General features: G+C 72.7%; 18 protein-coding genes. 10 read left to right on the top strand and 8 right to left on the bottom strand.

The genetic code is table 11. The features are described from left to right. Positions 1-112 precede the first annotated feature (112 nt). Positions 113-1,600, top strand: coding sequence for a metallophosphoesterase (locus AB0J97_RS18255; protein ID WP_364089871.1), 1,488 nt, complete (start codon positions 113-115; stop codon positions 1,598-1,600). Between the two features lie 21 nt (positions 1,601-1,621). Further along, positions 1,622-3,190: a bifunctional 3'-5' exonuclease/DNA polymerase gene (locus tag AB0J97_RS18250; protein WP_364089868.1), complete on the top strand. Its 1,569-nt coding sequence runs from the start codon at positions 1,622-1,624 to the stop codon at positions 3,188-3,190. Positions 3,191-3,203: 13 nt separating this feature from the next. Here AB0J97_RS18250 and AB0J97_RS18245 read toward each other — a convergent pair whose 3' ends face one another. The 8 genes from AB0J97_RS18245 to AB0J97_RS18210 all read right to left on the bottom strand — a co-directional run bounded on the left by AB0J97_RS18245 (position 3,204) and on the right by AB0J97_RS18210 (position 13,213). Beyond that, positions 3,204-4,469: an MFS transporter gene (locus AB0J97_RS18245; protein WP_357698192.1), complete on the bottom strand. Its 1,266-nt coding sequence runs from the start codon at positions 4,467-4,469 to the stop codon at positions 3,204-3,206. Between the two features lie 77 nt (positions 4,470-4,546). Next, the gene (locus AB0J97_RS18240; RefSeq protein WP_357698193.1) at positions 4,547-5,362 is read right to left on the bottom strand and encodes an MOSC N-terminal beta barrel domain-containing protein; all 816 of its coding nucleotides are present in this window, start codon (positions 5,360-5,362) and stop codon (positions 4,547-4,549) included. Between the two features lie 15 nt (positions 5,363-5,377). Next, positions 5,378-6,568 (bottom strand): Cmx/CmrA family chloramphenicol efflux MFS transporter, encoded by a 1,191-nt coding sequence (locus AB0J97_RS18235; protein WP_364089864.1) that lies wholly within the window; start codon positions 6,566-6,568, stop codon positions 5,378-5,380. Positions 6,569-6,633: 65 nt separating this feature from the next. Beyond that, complete coding sequence (locus tag AB0J97_RS18230) at positions 6,634-7,206, bottom strand: TetR/AcrR family transcriptional regulator (protein WP_364089861.1); 573 nt, start codon at positions 7,204-7,206, stop codon at positions 6,634-6,636. A 48-nt stretch (positions 7,207-7,254) separates the two neighbouring features. Further along, a complete protein-coding gene (locus AB0J97_RS18225; protein ID WP_364089858.1) occupies positions 7,255-9,426 on the bottom strand; it encodes a protein kinase in 2,172 nt (723 codons plus the stop codon). A 178-nt stretch (positions 9,427-9,604) separates the two neighbouring features. Further along, the gene (locus AB0J97_RS18220) at positions 9,605-10,975 is read right to left on the bottom strand and encodes a DUF1116 domain-containing protein (protein ID WP_364089855.1); all 1,371 of its coding nucleotides are present in this window, start codon (positions 10,973-10,975) and stop codon (positions 9,605-9,607) included. Between the two features lie 55 nt (positions 10,976-11,030). Then, on the bottom strand, positions 11,031-12,284 hold the full coding sequence (locus tag AB0J97_RS18215; RefSeq protein WP_364089852.1) for an FdrA family protein: 1,254 nt from the start codon (positions 12,282-12,284) through the stop codon (positions 11,031-11,033). 80 nt (positions 12,285-12,364) lie between these two features. Continuing rightward, positions 12,365-13,213, bottom strand: a complete 849-nt coding sequence (locus AB0J97_RS18210; protein ID WP_364089849.1) for a DUF2877 domain-containing protein — start codon at positions 13,211-13,213, stop codon at positions 12,365-12,367. A gap of 130 nt (positions 13,214-13,343) precedes the next feature. Here AB0J97_RS18210 and AB0J97_RS18205 point away from each other — a divergent pair, with 130 nt between their 5' ends. The 8 genes from AB0J97_RS18205 to AB0J97_RS18170 all read left to right on the top strand — a co-directional run bounded on the left by AB0J97_RS18205 (position 13,344) and on the right by AB0J97_RS18170 (position 22,915). Beyond that, positions 13,344-14,954, top strand: a complete 1,611-nt coding sequence (locus tag AB0J97_RS18205; RefSeq protein WP_364089846.1) for a PucR family transcriptional regulator ligand-binding domain-containing protein — start codon at positions 13,344-13,346, stop codon at positions 14,952-14,954. A gap of 11 nt (positions 14,955-14,965) precedes the next feature. Next, positions 14,966-15,175 (top strand): RNA-binding S4 domain-containing protein, encoded by a 210-nt coding sequence (locus AB0J97_RS18200; protein ID WP_352363868.1) that lies wholly within the window; start codon positions 14,966-14,968, stop codon positions 15,173-15,175. A gap of 102 nt (positions 15,176-15,277) precedes the next feature. Next, on the top strand, positions 15,278-16,606 hold the full coding sequence (locus AB0J97_RS18195) for a solute carrier family 23 protein (protein WP_357698207.1): 1,329 nt from the start codon (positions 15,278-15,280) through the stop codon (positions 16,604-16,606). Between the two features lie 150 nt (positions 16,607-16,756). Then, positions 16,757-18,169 carry a solute carrier family 23 protein gene (locus tag AB0J97_RS18190; protein WP_364089841.1) on the top strand — a complete coding sequence of 471 codons (1,413 nt, stop codon included), beginning with the start codon at positions 16,757-16,759 and terminating at the stop codon, positions 18,167-18,169. After that, positions 18,166-19,038 carry an FAD binding domain-containing protein gene (locus tag AB0J97_RS18185; RefSeq protein WP_364089838.1) on the top strand — a complete coding sequence of 291 codons (873 nt, stop codon included), beginning with the start codon at positions 18,166-18,168 and terminating at the stop codon, positions 19,036-19,038. The genes AB0J97_RS18190 and AB0J97_RS18185 overlap by 4 nt, the downstream gene beginning before the upstream one ends. Beyond that, positions 19,028-19,504, top strand: a complete 477-nt coding sequence (locus tag AB0J97_RS18180) for a (2Fe-2S)-binding protein (RefSeq protein WP_357698213.1) — start codon at positions 19,028-19,030, stop codon at positions 19,502-19,504. The genes AB0J97_RS18185 and AB0J97_RS18180 overlap by 11 nt, the downstream gene beginning before the upstream one ends. Before the next feature lie 37 nt (positions 19,505-19,541). After that, positions 19,542-21,893, top strand: a complete 2,352-nt coding sequence (cutA, locus tag AB0J97_RS18175) for an aerobic carbon-monoxide dehydrogenase large subunit (protein WP_364089834.1) — start codon at positions 19,542-19,544, stop codon at positions 21,891-21,893. 8 nt (positions 21,894-21,901) lie between these two features. Then, complete coding sequence (locus tag AB0J97_RS18170; protein ID WP_364089831.1) at positions 21,902-22,915, top strand: leucine-rich repeat domain-containing protein; 1,014 nt, start codon at positions 21,902-21,904, stop codon at positions 22,913-22,915. Positions 22,916-22,918 lie beyond the last annotated feature (3 nt).

The following is a 22,918-nucleotide window of genomic DNA, read 5'->3' as shown; positions in this document are numbered from 1 at the left end:
TCCCAAGGGCTTGCTTGGGGACGTGAGGTTACACCATGCCGCACCATCTGTGTTTCCGGGAGTACGGAGCGTGGAGTGTGCGCGAATGGAAGATGCCGGTAAAGATGTGGTCATGGTGGAAGTGGCGGCCGAGCGCGGGAAACAACATTCCTCACGGGTGTCGGAGGCGGGGGCCGGCTGGGGCTGTGCGGAACCGGGGACGTTCGCCCAGCTCAGGCCGGACAAGGGCGGATTCACCTGGTTGAATTTACGCACGCTCTGGTTGTCCAGGAACGAGATCCTGGCCGGCTTGTTCGGTGATCCTTCCGGGGAGGTGCGGGAACGGTGGATCGCGGCTCAGGAAGCGCGCGGGATAGATCCGGAATTTCGCATCCAGCCCGGCGTCGGGGGAAATTTCAATTTCCTGATCCTCGGCGACACCGGCGAGGGCGACGCCTCCCAGTACGCCGTCGTCCCCGGCATGCTGAGGCTGGGGGAGGACACGTCGTTCGCCGTCATCGCCAGCGACGTCATCTACCCGACGGGGTCGGGCAACGAGTACGGGAACAAGTTCTTCCGCCCGTACCAGGACTACGAGGCGCCGATCTACGCCATCCCCGGCAACCACGACTGGTACGACGGGCTCGGCGGCTTCATGCGGGTCTTCTGCGACGCCCCGCCACTCAAGCCCAAGCCGGACCGCGGGCTGCGCGGCCTGCTGTGGCGCAAGCCGGAGACGATCGACGAGGCGAAGCTGGCCGAGGCGCGCAAGCTACGGGGGCGGCCGGCCCAGCAGGCCGCGCAGCCGGCGTCGTACTGGGCGATCGAGAGCGACAGCCTGGTGATCGTGGGCGTGGACACCGGCATCAAGAACGTGATCGACAAGGCGCAGACGGCCTGGCTGCGCCGCGTCTCGCTCGACCCGCGGCCGAAGATCCTGGTGACCGGGAAGCCCATCTACACCGGCAACGTCCACAAGCCGTCACTGCTGGAGGAAGGCGGCACGATCGATGACATCGTGCGCGACCCGGCCCACCGGTACGTCGCGGCCATCGGCGGAGACGTGCACAACTACCAGCGCTATCCGGTCAAGGTGGGCGACCGGGTGATCCAGTACGTCGTGACCGGCGGCGGCGGCGCGTTCATGCACGCCACCCACATCATCGACAGGGTGGACGTCGCCGGCGTGGCCGAGGACGACTTCAAGTGCTACCCGCTGCGCGGCGACTCGCTGTCCTTCTACAGCCAGCTCTACGCCCGCCGGCTGCGGATGAAGTGGCTGCGCCTCACGCCCGAGGAGGCGGTGTGCATCATGTCGAGCCGGATCGGCAACCGGCCGGCCCGGCCGATCGAGGGCCAGGTCACGGTCACCCGGCGGATGCGCTGGGCGGCGCGGCTGCTCGGGGCCTGGCCGTGGCCGTTCAGGCTGCCGGTGGACAAGGTGTTCCACCGCTTCCTGTCGGAGCTGTCCGACTGGGACCACCCGCCGTTCTTCAAGCAGTTCCTGCACGTGTCGGTCACGCCCGACCGGCTGACCCTGCGGTGCTTCGCCGCCACCGGCTGCCTGGAGCAGGAGCTCCGGCCGCCGCTGGAGGACGAGGTGCACATCGGTTTGTCGTAGCTGTTTGGCACCCTTATGTGCGTGTATGTCGTGGTAGCGGGGGAGACGGTGCTCCCCGTCGGGGGAACGGCCCGGCGCGTGGCCGATCCGGCGTCCGCGGTGCGGGAGCTGGAGGCCGGGTCCGGGCCGCGGTGGGTCTGGGCCGACACGCGGGAGACATACCCGCCGCTGCTGGAGCGGGGCGTGCGGGTCGCGCGCTGCCACGACCTCGCGCTCACCGAGGGGCTCCTGCTCGCCCACGAGGGCCGCTACGGCGAGCCGCGCTCGGCGCGGGCCGCGCACGCCCGGCTGCACGGCCTGCCGGTGCCCGACGACCAGCCGAGCGTGTCCGGCACGCTGTTCGCGCCCGAGCCGCTGGGGGCCGAGGCGGTGGCCGAGGTGCTGGCCGAGCAGCTCCGCCGCATCGAGGCGCTGCCCGAGCCGGGCCGCTTCCGGCTGCTGGTCGCCGCCGAGTCCGCGGGCGCGCTGGTCGCGGCCGAGATGTCGGACGAGGGCATGCCCTGGCGCCGGGACGTGCACGACGCGCTGCTCACCGACATGCTCGGACCGCGTCCCGTGCACGGCATGCGCCCGGCCAAGCTGCAGGCGCTGGCCGACGAGGTGGCGGCGGCCTTCGGGCACCCGGTCAACCCCGACTCGGTGCAGCAGCTCGTCAAGGCGTTCAAGGGCGCGGGGGTGGCGCTGAAGACGACCCGGTCGTGGGAGCTGAAGAAGATCGAGCACCCGGCCGTCGCGCCGCTGCTGGCCTACAAGGAGCTGGCCCGGCTGTACAGCTTCCACGGCTGGGTCTGGGCCGACCAGTGGGTGCGCGGCGGGCGCTTCCGCCCCGAGTACGTCGTCGGCGGCGTGGTGTCCGGACGGTGGGCGACCAGCGGCGGCGGGGCGCTGCAGATCCCCAAGGTGATGCGCCGGGTCGTGGTGGCCGACGAGGGATGGACGCTGGTCGTCGCCGACGCGGCCCAGCTGGAGCCGAGGGTGCTGGCCGCGATGGCCGGCGACGGAGGGCTGGCCAGGGCGGCGGGGGAGATCGACCTCTACTCTGCGCTGGCCCGGTCGTTCGGGGGCGAGCGCGCCAATGCCAAGATCGCGATGCTGTCCGCCATGTACGGCGGCACCAGCGGCGACGCCTCCAAGCTGCTGGCCGTCATGCGGCAGCGCTTCCCGAAGGCGTACCAGTTCGTGGAGGACGCGGCCAAGGCGGGGGAAGAGGGGCGGCTGGTCCGGTCGTGGCTCGGGCGTACCAGCCCGCCGCCGTCCGGGCGGTGGAAGGAGCTCGTGTCCGGCCCGGAGGGCGGGCGGGCGGCCCGCGACCGGGGCAGGTTCACCAGGAACTTCGTGGTGCAGGGCACGGCGGCCGAATGGGCGCTGGCGCTGCTGGCGGTGCTGCGCGGGCTGCTGCCCGAGCCCGCCAGGCTGGTGTTCTTCCAGCACGACGAGGTCATGGTGCACTGCCCGCTGGAGCAGGCGGAGGAGGTGGCCGCGGCGGTGACGACGGCGGCGGCCGAGGCGAGCAGGCTGCTGTTCGGCTCCACCCCGGTGCGCTTCCCGATGGAGACCGTCGCCGTCGCCTGCTACGGCGACGCCAAGTGACCGTCCGGGCCGGTCAGGCGCGTTCGCGGTAGCGGGCCGAGGCCAGCCAGAGGCCGGACAGGGTGACCATGACGCCGACGACCAGGCCGAGCACGCCGTAGGACAGGATGCCCACGATGGCGCCCGCGATGATCGTCCCGGTGGCGCCGCAGACGTTCATGAGCAGGTCGGACAGGCCCTGCACGGCGGGACGGCGGTCGATCGGCACCGACTCGGTGACCAGCGCCGACCCGGCCACCAGCCCGCACGACCAGCCGAGCCCGAGCACGATCAGGGCGGTGGTCACCTGCCACACGCGGTGCCCGGCCGTGCCCGCCAGGACGGCCGCCGCGAGCAGCAGCGCCGAGCCGAGCAGCAGCACCGGCACCTTGCCCGCCCGGTCGGACAGCCAGCCCACGACCGGCGAGAGCATGTACATGCCGGCGATGTGCAGGCTGATCACCAGGCCGATGACGTTCAGGGTCGAGCCGTCGTGGTGGAGCTTCACGGGGGTCATCGACATGATCGAGACCATCGCGGTGTGCGAGACCGCGATCATGACCAGCGCGCGGCGGGCCATGGGGGTCTCGCGCAGCGTCCGCAGGCCCGTCCTGATCGTGCGATGGCGGCCGGGGCCGGGCTCCGGGGCGCCGTCCAGCTCGCGGGCCAGCTTGAGCGGGTCGGGACGCAGGCCGCCGATGATGATCACCAGCGCCACGGCGAACGCCAGCGCCGCGAACGCGAACGGCCCGGCCTTGGCCGCCAGCCCCGCCTGGATGCCCATCCGGTCGGCGGGCTCGGCCAGGTTGGGCCCGGCGACCGAGCCGACCGTCGAGGCCCACACCACCAGCGACAGGTGCCGGCCCGCGTGGCCCTGCGGCGACAGGTCGGTGGCCGAGTAGCGGGCGGCCAGGCTGCCCGCGCTGCCACCGCCGACCAGCACCAGCCCGGCCAGCAGCAGCGGCCAGTTCCCCAGGCTGATCGCGGCCACCGAGATCGCGCAGCCCGCCAGCGCCGCCAGGTAGGTCAGCGACAGGCCCGCCCGGCGTCCCCCCAGGGTCGACAGCCGCGCGGTGGGCAGCGCGAGCAGCGCCGCCCCGAGCACGGTCGCGGTCCCGGCGAACCCGCTGATCACGGTCGAGCCGGACAGCTCGTCGACGACCACCGAGCTGAGCGCCAGCCCGACGGCCACGCCCACACCGCCTACGATCTGCGCGGCGGACAGGACGACCAGGGTCCGGCGTTGGACGTTGACGAGGTCAGGCAGGGAGACGGGGGGTTTCGTGGGGGTGCTGGTCACCTGTGAAGTCTCGCATATACCCCGACATCACCCTAAAGAGGACAGGCATCCATTTCTCTTGGGAAAGGTGCCTTCTATCAGAAGATGGTGACGGAATCCCCCACGGTGATCGTGCCGGGGGCGTCCGGGATCAGGTTGATGCCGAACCAGACCTTGCCGTCCCACTTGCGGTGGCGGGACAGCGTCCTGATGGGCTCCTTGCCCTTGGCGTAGGTCGCGGTGTCGATCGTGGTCAGCACGCAACGGTCGCAGCCCTTGGTCACCCGGAAGGAGACCTCGCCGATGCGCAGCCGCCGCCACTCGTCCTCGGCGAACGGCCGTTCCGCCCCGTCGATCACCACGCTGGGCCGGAAGCGGCCCATGGGCAGGGGCGGCCGGACCTCCTCGCCGCGCTCGGCCGCCGTCTCGGCGATCCAGTCGTTGAGCCGGTCGAGGGACGCGGTCGTGGTCAGCAGCAGGGGGTAGCCGTCGGCCAGGCTCACCCGGTCGCCGGGCAGGCCGTACTCGGGGTTGACGGGACGGCGGGTCGGGTCGTCGAGCCAGGCCAGCCGCGCCGGACGGCCGATCAGGTCCGACAGCCAGCGGGCCGCGTCGTCGCCGCAGTCGGTGAGCTCGACCGGCGTGCGCCAGACGGTCACCGTGGTCAGGGTGTCGGTAGGGGTGACGCGCAGTGGGGGCGCGTGCGGGCCGGTCAGGGTGAGGGTGTCGCCGTCCAGCTCGGCCACGCAGGCCAGCAGCATCGGGTGCTCGCGGGCGGTCAGCAGGCCGCCCTGCCCGTCGGTCACCAGGTACCGCCGGTCGCCGGCCAGCCCCCACGGCTGCACCTCGGCCCGGTGGACGTCGTGTCCGGCGGTGGACTTGACGGGATAGAAGTGGATGCTCGCCAGTTCCATGGCCAGGACGGTACCTCACGGCCTCGGGACGGCCTCGGCCCGGTGGGCCGCGGCGACCGGCTCCCGGCGCGTACGGGCGGACAGAGCCACCGTGCCCAGGGCCGCGACGCCGAGCACGGCCCCGATCCAGCCCACGGACGGGTACCCGGCGCCCGCCCCGATGGCCAGCCCGCCGAGCCACGGGCCGACGGTGATGCCGACGTTGAAGGCGGAGACGTTCATCGCGGCGGCCATCGTGGGGGCGTCCTTGGCCAGGGTGAAGGCGCGGGTGTTCAGCGTCGGGTTGGTGGCGAAGCCGAACGCCCCGAGCAGCACGATCAGCGGGACGGCCAGCACCGCGACCGGCGCCGCCAGAGCCAGCAGGACCGAGGTCACGACCAGGCCGGCGATCCCCGCGTACAGGGTCGGGAACGGGTGCGCGTCGGCGGTGCGCCCGCCGATGGTGATGCCGATCGTCGCGCCGACGCCGTACAGGGCCAGGACGGCGGGCACCCAGGCCGCCTCCATGCCCGTGGTGTCCACCAGCATCGCGCTCAGGTAGCTGAAGGAGACCAGCAGCGCGCCGGTCGCCAGCGAGGTGGTGGCGAGGGCGATCCACAGGCGCGGGTTCAGCGTCGAGCGCAGTTCGTCGGCGATGCGCGGCGCGTTCTCCCGCTCCGGCCGGCCGCCGGGGATCGTGGCCAGAACGCCCACGGCCGCCAGCGCCGACAGCGCGGCCACGGCCCAGAACGCGGCGCGCCAGCCGAGGTGCTGGCCGATGACCGTGCCCAGGGACAGCCCGAGGACGGTGGCCACGGTCAGCCCGCCCACCAGCACGCTCATGGCCTTGCCCCTGGCGTTCGGCGGCACCAGGCCGATCGCCGTGGAGGCCGCGACCGCCCAGAACCCGGCGTAGACGACCGCGCCCGCCACGCGGGTGGCGAACAGCAGGCCGTAGCTCGACGTCAGGGCCCCGGCCACGTGCGTCAGCGTGAAGACCAGCATGAACGTCAGCAACGCCGTACGGCGCGGCCACCGCAACGTGACCACGGCCAGCACCGGCGCCCCCACCAGCATCCCGATCGCGAACGCCGAGATCAGCAGTCCCGCGTCCGGGACGGACACGCCGAGGTCGGCGGCCATCTCCGGCAGCAGTCCGGCCAGCATCAACTCCGAGGTGCCCTGGGCGAAGATCGCCAACCCCAGGATGAACACCGCCAAAGGCATGATCGACACTCCTGTTTTAGAACGTTCAGTACAAAATTCGAGCATCAAAAGAGAACGGCGCGAGGTCAGAAAGCGGTCAGCGCGGTCGTGGCGATGGATTCGAGCACCGCCCGCCCGGCCCCGCCCCTGGCCGCGACGCGCAAGCCGCTGACCGTGGCCACGACGAAGTGCGCCAGCGCCAGGGCGTCCTTGCCGGCGTCGATCTCGCCGAGGGCCCGCCCGCGCTCGATCGCGCCCCGCAGCGCCTCCACCCGTCGCTCGCCGTCGCGGCGCAGCAGGGCGGCGATGCCGGGATCGTGCGGGGCCACCTCCACCAGGGCGTTGACCACCAGGCAGCCGGCCGGGTCGCCGGCCTCCGGGTCGACCGCCTGCCACAGCACGGTCCGGATCTTCTCCACGACCGGCAGGCCGGAGTCCATGAGCTCGATCAGCGCGGACGTGCGCTCCTCGTGGTAGCGGCGAAGGGCCCGCTCGTAGAGGTCGCGCTTGCTCGCGAAGGTGTTGTAGATGCTGCTGCGGCCGAGGCCGGTGGCCGCGCACAGGTCCTGGGTCGAGGTGCCTTCGTAGCCCGCGTCCCAGAACGCGCGCATGGCTGCCTCGACGGCGCGGTCCTCCTCGAACGTGCGTGGTCGTGCCATGACGAGCACGCTAGCACGTTTTGGACTGATCGATACAAATATGGGGGGTCAGGTGGTCTGGCGGAACGTGTCCAGGAACACCTTGCGGGCCTCGGCCTGGTCGTCCCACTTCAGCTCGGGCATGTCGAACGAGATCGTGAAGGCGGTCTTGTCGTCGAGCGTGACGTACCGGGTCAGGGCGTGCATCGGGACGCCGTCCGCCGAGGTGTAGGTGTACTCCCAGTCGGCGGCCTTCCAGCCCCGGTAGTCCGTGGCCTGGAGCTGCACCTGGATGTAGCCCTCCACGCCGCCGTCGGCCTCGCGCCGGCTCAGCTCGGCGAGCCCGTCGGCCTGCGGGGCGGCCTGCTCGACCGTGATCCGCGTGCCGGAGTCCTTGGGGCCGGTGAACGTGGCCGCGTCCCCCGAGGTGGCGAGCTTCCAGCCGTCCGGCGCCGCCGCCGCGAAGCCGGGCGCGGTGTGCTCCTTGTAGCCGTCGGGCACCGGCGACGGTCCGGCCTTGCTCGGCGCCGCGCTCGCGGAGGCGCCCGGCGACGCGCCGGGCGAGTCCTGGGGCGAGCCGCCGGACAGGATGACCACGATCGCGCCGATCACCACGGCCACGCCCGCGACCGCGCCGGCGATCAGCAGCGGCGTGGGCCTGCCGTTACGCGTCCAGGGGCCGCCGCCCTCCTGGGCCCGGCGGCGGCTCGTGCCGGAACGCGAGGAGCCGGAGCGCGAGGGACCGGTCCGCGCGGAGCCGGTTCGCGTCGAGCCGGTGCGTGTGGAGCCGGTGCGTGAGGAGCCGGTCCGCGACTGGCCGGTGCGCGTGGCGTCCGAACGCGGCGAGGAGCCGGGCAGGGTCGCCAGGCGGCTGTGGCTGATGTCGTGCGACAGGTCGCGCGAGTGCTCGCGCAGGTCGTCGGCCGAGGCCAGCGGCCACGGGGCCGAGGTGGCCGCCGCCCTGCTGTCCGAGGTCAGCGGCAGGATCGGCTGCGGCGCGGGCGGGACGGGCGCGTCGAGGTCGTCGGGGTCGTCGGCGGGCGGCTCCATCCGGTGCGGCCCCGAGGGGCCGCCGAAGGCGTCGAAGCCGCCGGCCGGGGACGGGAGCTGGTCGGTGCGATGGCTGCCCGACGGGCTCGACAGCCCGTCGTAGGGCGGCATCGCGTACCCGCCCGCCGGGCCGGCCAGCGGGTCGTACGGCACCCGCACCGGCCCCGAAGGGGTCTCCACGATGCGCGACGGCATCGGCCCGGACGGGAACTCCAGCGGCGGCATCAGCCCCAGCGGCGTCTGGTCCGGCTCGCCCGGCAGCGTCTCGGCCGGGCGCGGCCGGGCCGAGCCGTGAGCGCGCAGCACCGCTTCGAGCATCTCGGCGACCTGCTCGGAGGTGAGTCGTTCGGCCGGGTTCTTGCGCAGCAGGCCCTCGATCACCGGCAGCAGCGACCCGGCCCGCTGCGGCCTGACCGGCTCCTGGGTGAGCACCGCGCCCAGCACGGCGATCGCGTCCGGCCCCTCGTACGGCGGCCGCCCCTCCACGGCCGCGTACAGCGTCGCGCCGAAGGACCACAGGTCGGCCGCCTGCCCGATCGGCTGACCGGACAGCCGCTCCGGCGGCACGTACGCGGGCGAGCCCATGAGCAGCCCGGTCTGCGTGATCGTCACGTCGCCCTCGATGGCGGCGATGCCGAAGTCGGTCAGCACCACCCGGTCCGAGGTCAGCAGCACGTTGCCCGGCTTGATGTCGCGGTGCAGGATGCCGGACGCGTGCGCGTGCCGGAGGGCGTCGAGCACACGGATGCCGATCTCGGCGGCCTGGATCACCGGCAGCGGCCCGCTCTGCCGTACGGCCTGCTCCAGCGACCAGGCGCGGACCAGTTCCATCACGATCCACGGACGGCCGTCCTCCTCGACGACGTCGTGGACGGTGACGATGCCCGGATGCGTCAGCCGCGCGGCCGACCTGGCCTCGCGCAGCATGCGCCGGTGCGCCATCTGCGTGCCCGCCTGATCCAGCCCGTACGGCAGGATCAGCTCCTTCACCGCCACGTCCCGGTCGAGCAGCACGTCGTGGGCGTGCCACACCATCCCCATGCCGCCCCTGCCGACCGGCGACATCAACCGGTAACGCCTGCCGACCAGACGCCCCTGGCTCTGCGGGTCACCCCCCGGTGCACCCTGGTCCGGGCCGGGCCCGCCGAGCAAGCGGTCGGCTGCCATCTTGCCGCCCCCATTCAGCCTCATCTGTCACATCAGAGCGTGACCACTTCGTGCGGTAGATCGCCGTACGCGACACCGTGCGCCATGCGCTACTTGCAGATTATGAGGTTCGCCACGATATCGGCGGAAAATCGGTAATGGAAGGCGATGGCCCTTTACAACCGTCCTGACCTGCCGATATACGGCTTTTCAAACTGATCACTTACTCAGCGGCGAGCGCGATCAAGGCGCTGGTGAACGCCTGTGCGGGCGGCTCGACCAGCCCCGCGCCGACCTGACCGGTGCCCGCCACCCGCCCGGCGATACCGGTGTTGACGACCGGCAGAATGCCCGTCCTCGCGACGAGCGTCACGTCGATGCCGACGGGCGTGCCGCGGAATCCGAGCCCGGGAATCTGGTAGGCGGGGTGCTCGGCGAGCGTGATCTCGTACATCGAGCGGGTGGCCCGTACCGCGTCGGCGACCTCGCCGCCGACGAAGCGCACGATCGCGGGGGCGGCGGCCATCGCGAAGCCGCCCAGCCCGGAGGTCTCGGTGATCGTGGAGTCGCCGATGTCGGGGTTGGCGTCCTGGGGGCCGTACGCGCCGAGGTAGAGCCCGTCCGGCACCCCGGCGGGGCCGGTGAACCAGCGTCCGCCGAGCCCGGAGACCTGCACGCCGAAGTCGGTGCCGTTCCTGGCCATGGCCACGACCAGCGACGAGCCGGGGATGTCGCGGGCGGCGTCCGTGCTCACCTTGCCCGCGGCCATGCCCGCGTTGAGGAAGAAGTGGTCGTTGCCGTTGATGAAGCGCAGCACCTGCGCCGCCTGCGCGGGCGCGGCCTCGACGACGGCCGGGGCCAGCTCGCGCAGCAGCAGGGAGGTGGCCGCGCGGTTGCGGTTGTGCAGCTCGTCGCCCATCTGCAGGGCCTGGGCGATCAGCGAGCGCAGGTCCACCGGGCCGGTACGGGCCAGCGTCGCCGCCAGGACCGGGCCGAGCACCTCGTCCATCCAGCGCAGCCGGTCGAGCACCTCGGGGCCGTACGCGCCGTACCTGAGCACCTTGCCCAGGCCCTCGTTCAGCGAGCAGTAGGCGGTGCCGCCGTGCTCCTCGTCGCGGACCTCCAGCAGCCACATCGACGGGCTCACCACGCCCGCCATCGGCCCCACCGTGGCGTGCTCGTGGCACGGCCGCAGGGCGACCGCGCCCGCCGCCAGCCCGGCCTCGGCCTCCCGCTCGTCGCCGGCCAGGCCCTCCAGCAACATCGCGCCGATCAGCGCGCCGCGCATCGGGCCCGAGGCGCGTTCCCACTCGATCGGCGGCCCGGCGTGCAGGAACGTGCCCACGGGCAGCACCTCGGCGGCCCGCCGCAGGCCCACCAGGTACGGCCGCGCGCCGGTGAGCCTGCGCACGGCCAGCTCGTTGGCGGCCGTCCTGCGCGGGTCGGCCAGCACCTTGGCCAGGGCGTCGGCGGTGCCGGGCAGCGGCGGACGCCAGGCGACGGGCGTCGTCGGCACGGCCTGGGCCGCCAGCGCCTCGTCGAGCAGCCCCGCGCCGACGGTGATCACCCGCGGCGGCCCCGACAACAGGCTCACGACACCCTCCCGGCGACACGGCGAACGGCAACGGACGGAACCAGGGCGGTGGGGGTCACAGGAGGCTCCGGGCGTGTCGGGCGGCCTCGGCGTTGGAGACGAACACGGCCGCCCCGGCCCCGCGCAGCGCGGCGGCCTGCCGGTGCAGGTCCTGCGGGTCGCCCGCGCTGCCGACGAGGGCCACCACGACGGTGGCGGGCGTACGGGCGACGGCCGGCGCCAGCGACGCCGCCGGGTCGGGGTCGGCGACGTGGCCTAGCACGACGTCCAGGAGCACCACCTCGTCCGCCCGGACGCGTGACAGGGCCTCCAGGCGCAGCGTCGGGTCGATCATCGGGTGCGCCCTGCCCCTGGTGTAGGCGTCGTCCCCGAAGTCGGTGAACTCGCCGGGCCCGGCGAGGACGGCGGCCTCCGCGCACAGCGTGCCGCCCGCGTACAGCCCCCTGACGCTCCGCGGCTCCCCGCGCAGCGCCCCCGGCCACGACGGCCACTCGGGCACGCTCCGGCCCAGGGCCCGCAGCGTCCGCGCGGCGGCCTCGGTGAGGTCGGTCTCCGGCAGCATCGCCTCCACCACCGGCGTGCGCATTCCGGCGGCCACCTCCCGGACGGCCCGCGCCACCTCCGGGTCCGGCGGCTTGCCGACCAGCACGACCAGCTCGGTGGCCGGATCGTCGTCGAGCAGCCGCAGCGCGCGCATCGTGGACAGCCCGCCGACCTCGGCCGACAGGTCCCTGCCGCCCACGCCGATGATGTGGCTGACGCCCGCCTCCGCCCAGTCGAGCAGGCACGACACCTGCTGGGCGCCCGTGCCGGAGGCGGCGACCAGGCCGACGGGCCCCGGCCGCAGCACGTTGGCGAAGCCGAGCCCGACGCCCGCGATCACGGCGGTGCCGCAGTCGGGCCCCATGACCAGGACGCCGCGCTCCTCGGCCAGCTCCTTGAGCCACCGCTCCTGGGCCGGGGGCACGCCGTCGCTGAAGATCATCACCGGCAGCCCGGCCTCGACGGCGTCGTACGCCTCGCAGAAGGCGTGCTCGCCGGGCACGGACACCAGGACCAGGTCGGCCGGCGTCCTGGCGGCCGATCGGGTGGTGCGCGGCGGCTGCTCCCCGGCGGTGGTCGTACCGGCGGCGGTCCGGGCGGCCAGGCGGGCGTCCAGCTCCTCGACGGCCCGCGCGGGGTCGCCGCCGCGGACGGCGATCAGCAGGTCGCCGGGCCCCGCGGGCGGGGGCTCGAACCCGAGGTCGCGCACGATGGCGAGGTTGAGCTCGGTGGCCATGGCCACCATCGCCACCTCCACGCCCGGCATTTCGGTCAACGTACGACTTATCCGCATCAGGGTGACTGAGTCGTGGTACGTCCCTTTTCGGAGCTGGATCAGGTCGTCGCTCACCGGCGCCCGCTCAACGCCCGGACCGAGTCCAGCCCGATCGAGATGCCCTGCGCGAGATCGGCGCCCGAGGTGTGGCCCAGCCGGTGCAGCCGCCGCAACGCCGGTTCGAGCGCCTGCCTGCCCGCGATGCCGCGCAGCACGCCGGTCACCTCCGGGCTGGCCTCGCCCCTGGCCGCGCAGTGCAGCAGCGTCGCCGAGATCGGCGTCGTACGGGTGCGCGCGTCGAAGGTGACGGTGGCCGCGAGCCAGTCGGCCAGCCAGACCGCCCGTTCCGTGCCGGTCGCCGCGCCGAGGTGCCTCAGCGTCACCAGCAGCCCGGCCAGCACGTCGTCGCCGCTCGGCGTGAGCCCGGGACCGAGCCCCACGAGCCGTTCCGCCGCCGTCACCGCGCCCAGCAGCCGGGCCTGCGCGCAGCTGCTCGCCAGCAGCTCGACCGCGTCGTTCCCGGCCAGGCCGGGCCGTCCCGGGCCGTCCAGGACGATGCCGGCCAGGCTGAGCGGGTCCACCGGGCCCAGCGCGGGAGCCGGGTCCCACCAGCGGCGTACGCCGAGGCTCAGCGAGCCCAGCTCGACGCCGCGGTCGCCCACGGAGGCGTCGTCACCCACGGTGACATGGGGGAGCGGCGTGGCCATCAGCACCGAGTTGGGCAGCCGGGCCGCCTCGCCGGTGATGAGGGCGATCACCGACGGCTCGCAGTCGGTCCTGACCTCCAGGTATATCCCCGCCGAGAACGCCGCGAGCACCCGGGCCGGGCTGCGCGGCCCCTCCAGCACGGGACGCACGGCGGTGCTCGCCGCGCCCGTCACGCGGACGCGGGAACGCCGCGCATGAGTACTGACGGTCACCGAACCTCCCATCGGACCCTGGTCCTGACCGTAGAACGGCCGGAGAACCCTCCGTACGGAGAAATTTGCCAACAGTCAGCGGGAAGGTTGGCTCTTCCTGACAGACCACCTGTGGAGTCACAATCACCACATGGAGCCCCCCGTGCGTCTGGCCAGCACCGGAACGATCATCCACGGCGTCTCCGTCGGAGAGGTGCTCGGCGTCTCGACACTGGCCGAGGCCAGGCTGATCGCGGGGGAGAGCGGGCTCGGACGCATCGTGCAGCGGCTCAACGTCATGGAGGTGCCCGACATCCTGGCCTGGGTCAAGCCGCACGAGCTGCTGCTGACCACCGGCTACCCGCTGCGCAACACGCCGCAGTCGCTCGGCCGCCTGGTCGCCGACCTGGACGAGCGCGGCCTGGCCGCCCTGGCGATCAAACTCGGCCGGTACGTGGACGAGCTGCCCGCCGAGATGACCGAGCAGGCCGACCGGCTCGGCTTCCCGCTCATCCTGCTGCCCAACGACGTCGGCTTCGACGACATCCTCAACCAGGTGCTCACCGACATACTCAACCGCCAGGCCGCCGTGCTCGCCCGCGCCGAGGAGGCGCACCGGGCGCTGGTCCACGTGGTGCTGGCCGGCGGCGGGCTGAACGAGGTCGCCGCCGAGGTGGCCCAGCTCCTCGACGTGGCCGTGGCCGCCGTGGACGGCTCCGGCCGGGTCCTGGCCACCGCCGGGGCGGCCGAGCACGTCGCCGCGCTGCGCGAGTCGATCTCCCGGGAGGGCCCGCCGCCCGCGCGGACCGCCGACGCGTCCGGGCGCGGCAGGGCGTTCGCCTCGGCCCCCGTGCTGGCCGGCGGTCACCACCACGGCCGGATCGTCGCCTACAGCGCCACCGGCGCGATCAGGGACAGCGACATCGGCATCCTCGAACGCGCCGCGACCGTCGCCGCGCTGGTGGTGACCCGGCAGGAGGCGGTCAACGCCGTCGAGAGCAAGTACCGGGCCGACTTCCTGCGCGACGTGCTCACCGGCCGGGCCGGGACGGCCGAGCGGGTCAACGCCAGGGCCAGGGCGTTCGGCTGGGACCTGGCGCGGCCGGTGATCGTGCTGGTGGCCGAGCTCGACCCCGACGGCGACGAGCGCAGCGCCCAGGACCGGCTGGTGTCCTGCTGGACGGCGGCCGTCCGGCGGCACGACCCGCGCGGCGCGGTGGCCGGGTTCTCGCACGAGGTCGTCGCCGTGGTGGACGCCTCGCTCGACGCCGCCAGGGTGGCCAAGGACGCGGCCTCGGCGTTCGCCGACGTACCGCCCGCGACGTTCTCGACCGGGACCTCGCGGCCGAGCCCGGGGGCCGGGACGCTGCCGGAGGCGTACTCGCAGGCGCTGAAGGCGGCCCGGGTGGGCCGGCAGCTCCACGGGCCCGGCGCGGTCGCGCACTTCGACCAGCTCGGCGTCTACCGGCTGCTGTCGCTGGTGAACGACACCGGCGAGCTGCACGCGTTCGTCCGCGAGACGCTGGGCCCGCTGGCCTGGGACGAAGACGCCGAGAACGCCGACCTGCGGCGCACCCTCCAGGTGCTCCTGGAGACCAATCTCAACGTCGCCGAGACCGCCCGCAGGCTGCACTTCCACTACAACACGCTGCGCTACCGGATCGGGAAGCTGGAACGCCTGCTCGGCAACTTCACCGACGACCCCCACCTGCGGCTCAACCTGACCCTGGCCCTGCACGTGCTGCGCATGCGCGGCATCTAGGCTTGGGGCTCGTGGATCTGGATTTCGAACTGCGTTCCGAGTACATCCCGCTGTGCGACCTGCTGAAGTACTGCGGGGTCACCGAGACCGGCGGCATGGCCAAACATCTCATCGCCGAGGGCCTGGTCCAGGTCGACGGCGAGGTCGAGCTGCGGAAGACGGCCAAGATCCGCACGGGCCAGGTGGTCAGCGGCGACGGGTTCACGATCCACGTGCAATAACGGCCCGCCGTATCCGGATGGTCGCGACACCCCTTATTGTGCTCTCCGACATGTTCGGAAGACGTCGCCGCTGGTCAGGCGGAAGATTGAGGTGGGTTCGCGGTGTTCAGGTGGAAGCTGCACGGCGACGGGAAACATCTGACGCCGGGAGAGGTCGTCAAGCCTGACGAGCGGCTCTCCTGGCCCAGGATGGTGGGCATCGGCGCCCAGCACGTCATCGCGATGTTCGGCGCGACGTTCGTGTTCCCGCTGGTCATGGGGCTCGACGCGAACCTGGCCGTGATGATGTCCGGCGTCGCGACGATCCTGTTCCTGCTGATCGTCAAGGGCAGGATCCCCAGTTACGTCGGGTCCAGCGCGTCCTTCGTGGGGGCCGTGGTGGCGATCCGGGCGGCCGGGGGCGGCGACGCGACCGTCACCGGCGCGCTGCTGGCCGTCGGCGTCGTGCTGGGCCTGTGCGGGCTGGCCATCCACCTGCTGGGCGTGCAGATCATCCACCGCGTCTTCCCGCCGATCGTCACCGGCGGCGTGGTGATGCTGATCGGGTTCGGCATGGCCTACGTCGCGGCCGACGTCTACTGGCCCAAGGACCCGTGGGTGGCGCTGCTCACGATGGCGGCCACGTTCGTGTTCATCGGGGTCTTCAAGGGCTTCCTCGGGCGGATCGGCGTGCTGCTCGGCCTGGTCTTCGGGTTCGTGCTGTCGTGGGTCTGGGACCTGGTGGGCGGCAAGATCCTGTCCCCCGACGCCACCGGCAAGGTGACCGAGCACTTCCGCGTCGACCTCCAGGGCGTCGCCAAGGCCGACTGGATCGGCCTGCCGTCGCTGCACGGGCCCGTGTTCGAGGTGTCGGCGATCGTGCTGGTGCTGCCGGTCGTGATCGCGCTCATCGCCGAGAACGTCGGCCACGTCAAGGCCGTCGGCGAGATGACCGGCGCGGACGTCGACGGCTACATGGGCCGCGCCATCATGGCCGACGGCGTCGGCACCGTGGTCGCCACCTCGGTCGGCGGCCCGGCCACCACCACGTACGCCGAGAACATCGGCGTCATGGCGGCCACCAAGGTCTACTCCACGGCCGCCTACTACATCGCGGCGGTCATCGCGATCCTGTTCGGCCTGTGCCCCAAGTTCGGCGCGCTCGTGGCCGCGACCCCCGACGGCGTGCTCGGCGGCGTCACCACCATCCTGTACGGCATGATCGGCCTCCTCGGCGCCAAGATCTGGATCGAGAACAAGGTGAACCTGTCCGACCCGGTCAACCTGGTCCCGGTCGGCGCGGGCATCATCATCGCCATCGGTCCGGTCGCGTTCCCGATCACCAGCACGTTCTCCCTGAGCGGCATCGCGCTCGGCACGATCGTGCTGCTCGTCGGCTATCACCTGCTGCGCGCCACGCGCCGCGAACCGGTGCCCGAAACCGGCCGATAACCCCTCTCTTTCCGGCCGGCGACCCTCCCGTACGAGAGGTTCGCTCTGGTGACCGCGGGATGTTTGGCAGATCATGCCCGTGTAGCCGCCTTGCGGCGGTCCTAATGTGCCCGCAAAGGCACGGTCGCCGGCCCGGAAGAGAGGGCGCAGATGGTTTTCGGATGGACCAGACACGGTGACGGCAGGCATCTGGCGCCCGGCGAGGTGGTCAGGCCCGACGAGCGGCTGAGCTGGCCGCGCATGGTCGGCTTCGGCGCCCAGCACGTGATCGCGATGTTCGGCGCCACGTTCGTGTTCCCGCTGGTCATGGGGCTCGACCCGAACGTCGCCGTGATGATGTCGGGCGTCGCGACGATCATGTTCCTGCTGATCGTGAAGGGCAAGGTGCCCAGCTACCTGGGCACCAGCGCGTCGTTCGTCGGCGGCGTGTTCGCCATCAGGGCCGCCGTCGGCACCGACCAGTCCGTCGCGGACGCCCTCGTGACCGGCTCGATCCTGGTGGCCGGGCTCGTGCTGGCGCTCGCGGGGCTGGCCGTGCACCTGCTCGGGGTGCAGATCATCCACCGGATCTTCCCGCCCGTCGTCACCGGCGCGGTGGTGATGCTCATCGGGTTCGGGCTGGCGTACGTGGTCGCCGACGTCTACTGGGGGCAGGACCAGTGGGTGGCGCTGGTGACGATGCTGGTGACGTTCGTCGTGATCGTGGCGTTCAAGGGGTTCGCCGGGCGCGTCGGGGTGCTGATCGGGCTGGTCGCCGGGTTCGCGCTGTCGTGGGTGCTGGACCGGGCGGCCGGTCCGGTCACCTCCGTGCTGCCCGGCCAGAACCTGCGCGACGCGGCCGGCGCGGCCTGCCCGGCGGAGGGCACGTACTGCGTGGCCACGGCCTTCCCGCACGACCGGGTCAGCTTCGACGCCGTGGCCAAGGCCGACTGGTTCGGGCTGCCGGACTTCCACGCGCCCGACTTCCGCTTCTCCGCGGTGCTGCTCGTGCTGCCCGCGGTGATCGCGCTCATCGCCGAGAACGTCGGTCACGTCAAGGCCGTCGGCGAGATGACCGGCACCGACGTCGACCCCTACATCGGCCGGGCGATCATCGCCGACGGCGCCGCCACCGTCGTCACCAGCGCCGTCGGCGGCTCGCCCACGACCACCTACGCCGAGAACATCGGCGTCATGGCCGCCACCAAGGTCTACTCCACGGCCGCCTATTACATCGCCGGCGTGATCGCGATCCTGTTCGGCCTGTGCCCGAAGTTCGGCGCGCTGGTCGCCGCCACGCCGGGCGGCGTGCTCGGCGGCGTCACCGTCATCCTGTACGGCATGATCGGACTACTCGGCGCCAAGATCTGGATCGAGAACCGGGTGGATTTCGCCGACCCGGTCAACATGGTCCCGATCGGCGCGGGCATCATCCTGGCGATCGGACCGGTGACGCACATGATCGGCGGAGACTTCTCCCTTGAGGGCATCGCGCTCGGCACCGTCGTGGTGGTGGGCGGCTACCACCTGCTGCGCGTCATCGCCGGACGCTCCCCGCGGCCGGTCCAGGGCGAGGCCGGGTGAAGCCGCCGCCGTTCGCCTACCACGCGCCCCGCGACCTCGGCGAGGCGCTGCGGACGCTCGCGGAGGTAGACGGCAAGGTGCTGGCCGGCGGCCAGAGCCTGATCCCCATGCTCAACATGCGGCTGGCCGCCCCCGGCCACGTCGTCGACATCAACCGCCTGGCCGTCCTGGACACCGTGGAGGCGGGCGGCGACGGGGTGCGCGTGGGCGCGCTGGCCCGGCACTCGCGGGTGGCCCGGTCCGGCGCGCACCCGCTGCTGACGAAGGCGCTGCGGCTGGTCGCCCACCCCGTGATCCGCAACCGGGGCACGGTCGTCGGGAGCCTGGTGCACGCCGATCCGGCCGCCGAGCTGCCCGCGGTGCTGGCCGTCCTGGGCGGCTCGGTACGGCTGGCCCGCTGGAGCGCCGCCGGGATCACCGAGCGGGACGTGCCGGCCCGGGAGTTCTTCGTCGGGCCCATGGAGTCCGACGTCCGCCCCGGCGAGCTGGCCGTGTCGGCGTACTTCCCGGCGCTCGGCGGACGGGCCGGGACGGCGTTCCAGGAGGTGTCCCGGCGGCACGGCGACTACGCCCTGGCCGGCGTCTGCGCCGTGGTCACGCTCGATGACGACCTGCGCATCGCCGCGGCCCGGGTCGCCTGCGTCGGCGTGGGCCCGGTCCCCGTCCTGATGGACGTGACGCGCGAGTGCGGCCACCGGCCGGCCGCGGGCGTCGACTGGCCCGTCGTCGCGCGGACCGTGCGGGAGGGCACCGACCCCGAGGGGGACATCCACGCCACCGCGGCCTACCGGCGGCACCTGGTGGGCGTGCTGGCCGAACGGGCACTGCGCGAAGCGGCACGGGAGGGGACGGCGACCGGTGGAACATGAGATCACGCTGACCGTGAACGGCACGGCCAGGCGGGTCAGCGTCCCCGGACGCCGCCTGCTGTCCGACTGCCTGCGTCACGACCTCGGCCTGACCGGCACCCACGTCGGCTGCGAGCACGGCGTCTGCGGCTGCTGCACGGTGCTGCTCGACGGCGAGCCGGTCCGGTCGTGCCTGACGTTCGCGGTCACCGTGGACGGGCGCGAGATCACCACCGTCGAGGGCCTGGCCGGCCCGGACGGGCTCTCGCCGGTGCAGCGGGCCTTCGCCGAGTGCCATGGCCTGCAGTGCGGCTTCTGCACCCCGGGCTTCCTGTGCACGGTGACCGCCCTGCTGGCCGACAACCCGGCGCCCACCCACGAAGAGGTGCTCGAAGGCGTCTCCGGCAACCTGTGCCGGTGCACCGGCTACCAGAACATCATCAAGGCCGTCCACCGCGCCGCCGAGCTGCTGGCGGAGGAGTCATGAGCCTGGTTCCAGTCGGTGGGCCGTGTGTGGAGGTGTCGTGAGCACCAGACTGTTCGGTGAGCCGGTGCAGCGGCGGGAGGACCCGAGACTGCTCACCGGCCAGGGCCGCTACCTCGACGACCTCGGCCGCGACGCGCTCGCCGCCGCGTTCGTCAGGTCGCCCCACGCCCACGCCCGCGTCGGCGACATCGACGTGTCCGCCGCGCTCGACGTGCCGGGCCTGGTCGCGATCTACACCTGGGAGGACCTGCCCGAGCGGGTCGGCCGGCCGCTGCCGCTGCTCATCCCGCACCCGGCGCTCACCCACGGGCGCACGGCGTACCCGCTGGCCAGGGAGGTCGTGCGGCACGTGGGCGAGCCCGTGGTCATGGTCGTGGCCGCCGACCGGTACGCCGCCGAGGACGCCTGCGCGCTCATCGAGGTCGCCTACGAGCCGCTCAAGCCGGTCGTCGGCCTGGCCGAGGCGGTGCAGGGCGTCCAGCTCGTGCACGAGGACGTGCCGGGGAACGTGGGGGCGCACCTCGTCCAGGAGGTGCCGGGGGCCGACGGCAGGGGCGCGCGCGAGGCCGTCGAGGGCGCGCCGCACACGCTGGCCTTCCGGCTCGACATCGAGCGCAGCGCCAGCACGCCCCTGGAGGGGCGCGGCGTGCACGCCCGCTGGGACGGCCGCGACCTGCGCGTGCACTCCAGCACGCAGACCTCCACCAGCGTGCGCATGGCCGTCGCCGCCGCGCTCGGGCTGCCGCTGCCGCAGGTCGAGGTGATCGCGCCGGACGTCGGCGGCGGCTTCGGCGTCAAGATCGTGCACCCGTGGCCGGAGGAGATCCTGGTGCCGTGGGCCGCGATGACGCTCGGCCGCGAGATCAAGTGGACCGAGGACCGCAGGGAGCACTTCATCTCCTCGGCCCACGAACGCGCCCAGATCCACCACGTGCGCGTCGGCTTCGACGACGACGGCCGCGTCCTGGGCCTGGACGTGACGATCCTGCACGACCACGGCGCCTACACGCCGTACGGGATCATCGTCCCCATCGTCACCTCCACGCAGTTGCTGGGGCCGTACAAGCCGGGGGCCTACCGGGTCGAGTTCACCGCGGTCTACACCAACACCGTGCAGGTCACGCCCTACCGCGGGGCCGGCCGCCCGCAGGGCGTGTTCTGTATGGAGCGGACCATGGACAAGATCGCCCGCTACCTCGGCAAGGACCGGACCGAGGTGCGCGCGGCCAACTTCATCCGGCCCGAGGAGTTCCCGTACGACCAGGGGATGATCTTCCAGGACGGCCGCCCGCTCGTCTACGACAGCGGGAACTACCCGGAGATGCTCCGCATGATCAAGGAGCTGATCGGCTGGGACACCTTCGAGCGGCGTCCCGGCCGGGGGATCGGCATCGGCTGCTACGTCGAGGGCACCGGGGTCGGCCCGTACGAGGGCGGGCACGTGCAGATCACCTCCGACGGCCGGGTGCACGTCTCGACCGGCCTGACCTCCCAGGGGCAGGGCCACGAGACCGCCTTCGCCCAGATCGCCGCCGCCGAGCTGGGCGTGCCCATCGACCGCGTCAGCGTGGTCACCGGCGACACCCGCAGGTTCGGGTACGCGGTGGGCACCTTCGCCTCCCGGGCCGCCGTCGTCAGCGGCAACGCCATCGCCCTGGCCTGCCGGAAGGTCAAGGAGAAGGCCCTGCGCATCGCGGCCGAGGCGCTGGAGGCCGACCCGGCCGACCTGGAGATCGACGACGGCATGGTGCACGTCGTCGGCGCGCCGACCGCCGCGATCCCACTCTCGACGGTGGCCGTGCTGGCCAACCCGCTGCGGTACGCCTTCGACGAGGAGACGGCCAGGGCGACCCAGTTCTCCGGCGTGGCCGACCCGTCCCGGCCGCCGGTGGCCGAGGGCGACGAGCCGGGCCTGGAAGGGCGCGGCTACTACTCGCCGATCAGGTCCACGTTCGCCTCCGGTATGCACGCGGCCATCGTGGAGACCGACCCGGACACCGCCGAGATCAAGGTCGTCAGGTACGCCGTCGTGCACGACTGCGGCCGGCTGATCAACCCGATGATCGTGGAGGGCCAGATCCACGGGGGAGTGGCCCAGGGCATCGGCGGCGCCCTGTACGAGCGCATGGAGTACGACGTCCACGGCCAGCTCGTCAACGCCTCCTTCATGGACTTCCTCATGCCGTACGCCACCGAGATCCCCCCGATCGAGACCGCCCACCTGGAGACGCCCTCGCCGCTCAACCCGCTCGGCATCAAGGGCGCGGGCGAGGCCGGCGTGATCCCGGTGTCGGCGGTCATCGCCTCGGCGATCGAGGACGCCGAGGGCATCGAGATCGACCGCATGCCCATCTCGCCGTCCGACCTGTTCGGGCTGCGTATGCGATGATCTGCGGCATGCTCGCTCCCGGCGCCGGCCTGACCGCCTTCCCCGACGTCCCCGACGACGTGCGGACGATCGACCTGGCCTGGAACGGGATCACGCACGTGCCCGACCGGGTGGCCGGGCTCGGCTCGCTGGAGGAGCTGCGGCTCGACGGCAACCGGCTGCGCGGGCTGCCCGGCCTGTCCGGCCTGACCGCGCTGCGCGCCCTGCACCTCGACGGCAACGAGCTGAGCGAGGTCCCCGCCTGCCCGCCCGGCCTGGAGACCCTGTTCCTCTACGGCAACCGGATCGAGCGTCTGCCCGGCGACCTCGGCCCGCGCCTGCGCCACCTGGCGCTCGGCGGCAACCGGCTGACCTCCGTGCCCGCCGCGTTGTGGAAGCTGACCGCGCTCGAATCCCTCAACCTCGCCGAGAACGCCCTCACCGAGATCTCCCCGGACATCGGCGGCCTGACCCGGCTGCGCATGCTCGACCTCGGCCACAACCGGCTCGCCTCGATCCCGCCCGAGGTGGGCGACCTGCCGCTCACCGACTACCTCTACCTGAGCGACAACGGCTTCACCGACGTCCCCGCCGCGCTCGGCCGCCTCGACCGGCTGGCCTACCTCAACCTGACCGACAACCGGCTGACCAGGCTCCCGGACGCGCTCGGGTCGATGACGTCCCTGGTGGAGCTGCGGCTGTACAACAACCGGCTGGAGGCGCTGCCCGAGACCGTCGGCGGGCTCGGCAGCCTGCGCGAGCTGCACCTGCAGGGCAACCGGCTGACCAGGCTGCCCGCCTCCCTCGCGGCGCTGACCGGGTTGCGCGTGCTCGACCTGCGCAACAACCACCTGAGCGAGCTGCCCGTGCTGCCGTCCGGGCTCACCCATCTCGACCTGCGCAACAACCGGCTGCGCGAGCTGCCCGACTCGCTCGCGGCGCTGACCGGGCTGCGCAAGCTCGACCTGCGCTGGAACAAGCTCTACGACGACCCGCCGGTGCTCGATCTCCTGCGCGCCCGGGGCTGCGTCGTCCTGCGCTGAACC

This window comes from Nonomuraea sp. NPDC049607, from assembly GCF_040675375.1.
Classification (GTDB): Bacteria; Actinomycetota; Actinomycetes; order Streptosporangiales; family Streptosporangiaceae; genus Nonomuraea.
Note: the sequence above shows the minus strand (reverse complement) of the source record. Positions and strands in the feature narration are given on the sequence as shown.

What these genes read in the sequence shown, in the direction of transcription:
- AB0J97_RS18230 (WP_364089861.1), bottom strand. Translation starts at nt 7,206, where the DNA reads ATGGCACGACCACGCACGTTCGAGGAGGACCGCGCCGTCGAGGCAGCC.
- AB0J97_RS18255 (WP_364089871.1), top strand. Translation starts at nt 113, where the DNA reads ATGGTGGAAGTGGCGGCCGAGCGCGGGAAACAACATTCCTCACGGGTG.
- AB0J97_RS18225 (WP_364089858.1), bottom strand. Translation starts at nt 9,426, where the DNA reads ATGAGGCTGAATGGGGGCGGCAAGATGGCAGCCGACCGCTTGCTCGGC.
- AB0J97_RS18240 (WP_357698193.1), bottom strand. Translation starts at nt 5,362, where the DNA reads ATGGAACTGGCGAGCATCCACTTCTATCCCGTCAAGTCCACCGCCGGA.
- AB0J97_RS18215 (WP_364089852.1), bottom strand. Translation starts at nt 12,284, where the DNA reads ATGCCGGGCGTGGAGGTGGCGATGGTGGCCATGGCCACCGAGCTCAAC.
- AB0J97_RS18235 (WP_364089864.1), bottom strand. Translation starts at nt 6,568, where the DNA reads ATGCCTTTGGCGGTGTTCATCCTGGGGTTGGCGATCTTCGCCCAGGGC.
- AB0J97_RS18205 (WP_364089846.1), top strand. Translation starts at nt 13,344, where the DNA reads ATGGAGCCCCCCGTGCGTCTGGCCAGCACCGGAACGATCATCCACGGC.
- AB0J97_RS18170 (WP_364089831.1), top strand. Translation starts at nt 21,902, where the DNA reads ATGCTCGCTCCCGGCGCCGGCCTGACCGCCTTCCCCGACGTCCCCGAC.
- AB0J97_RS18190 (WP_364089841.1), top strand. Translation starts at nt 16,757, where the DNA reads ATGGTTTTCGGATGGACCAGACACGGTGACGGCAGGCATCTGGCGCCC.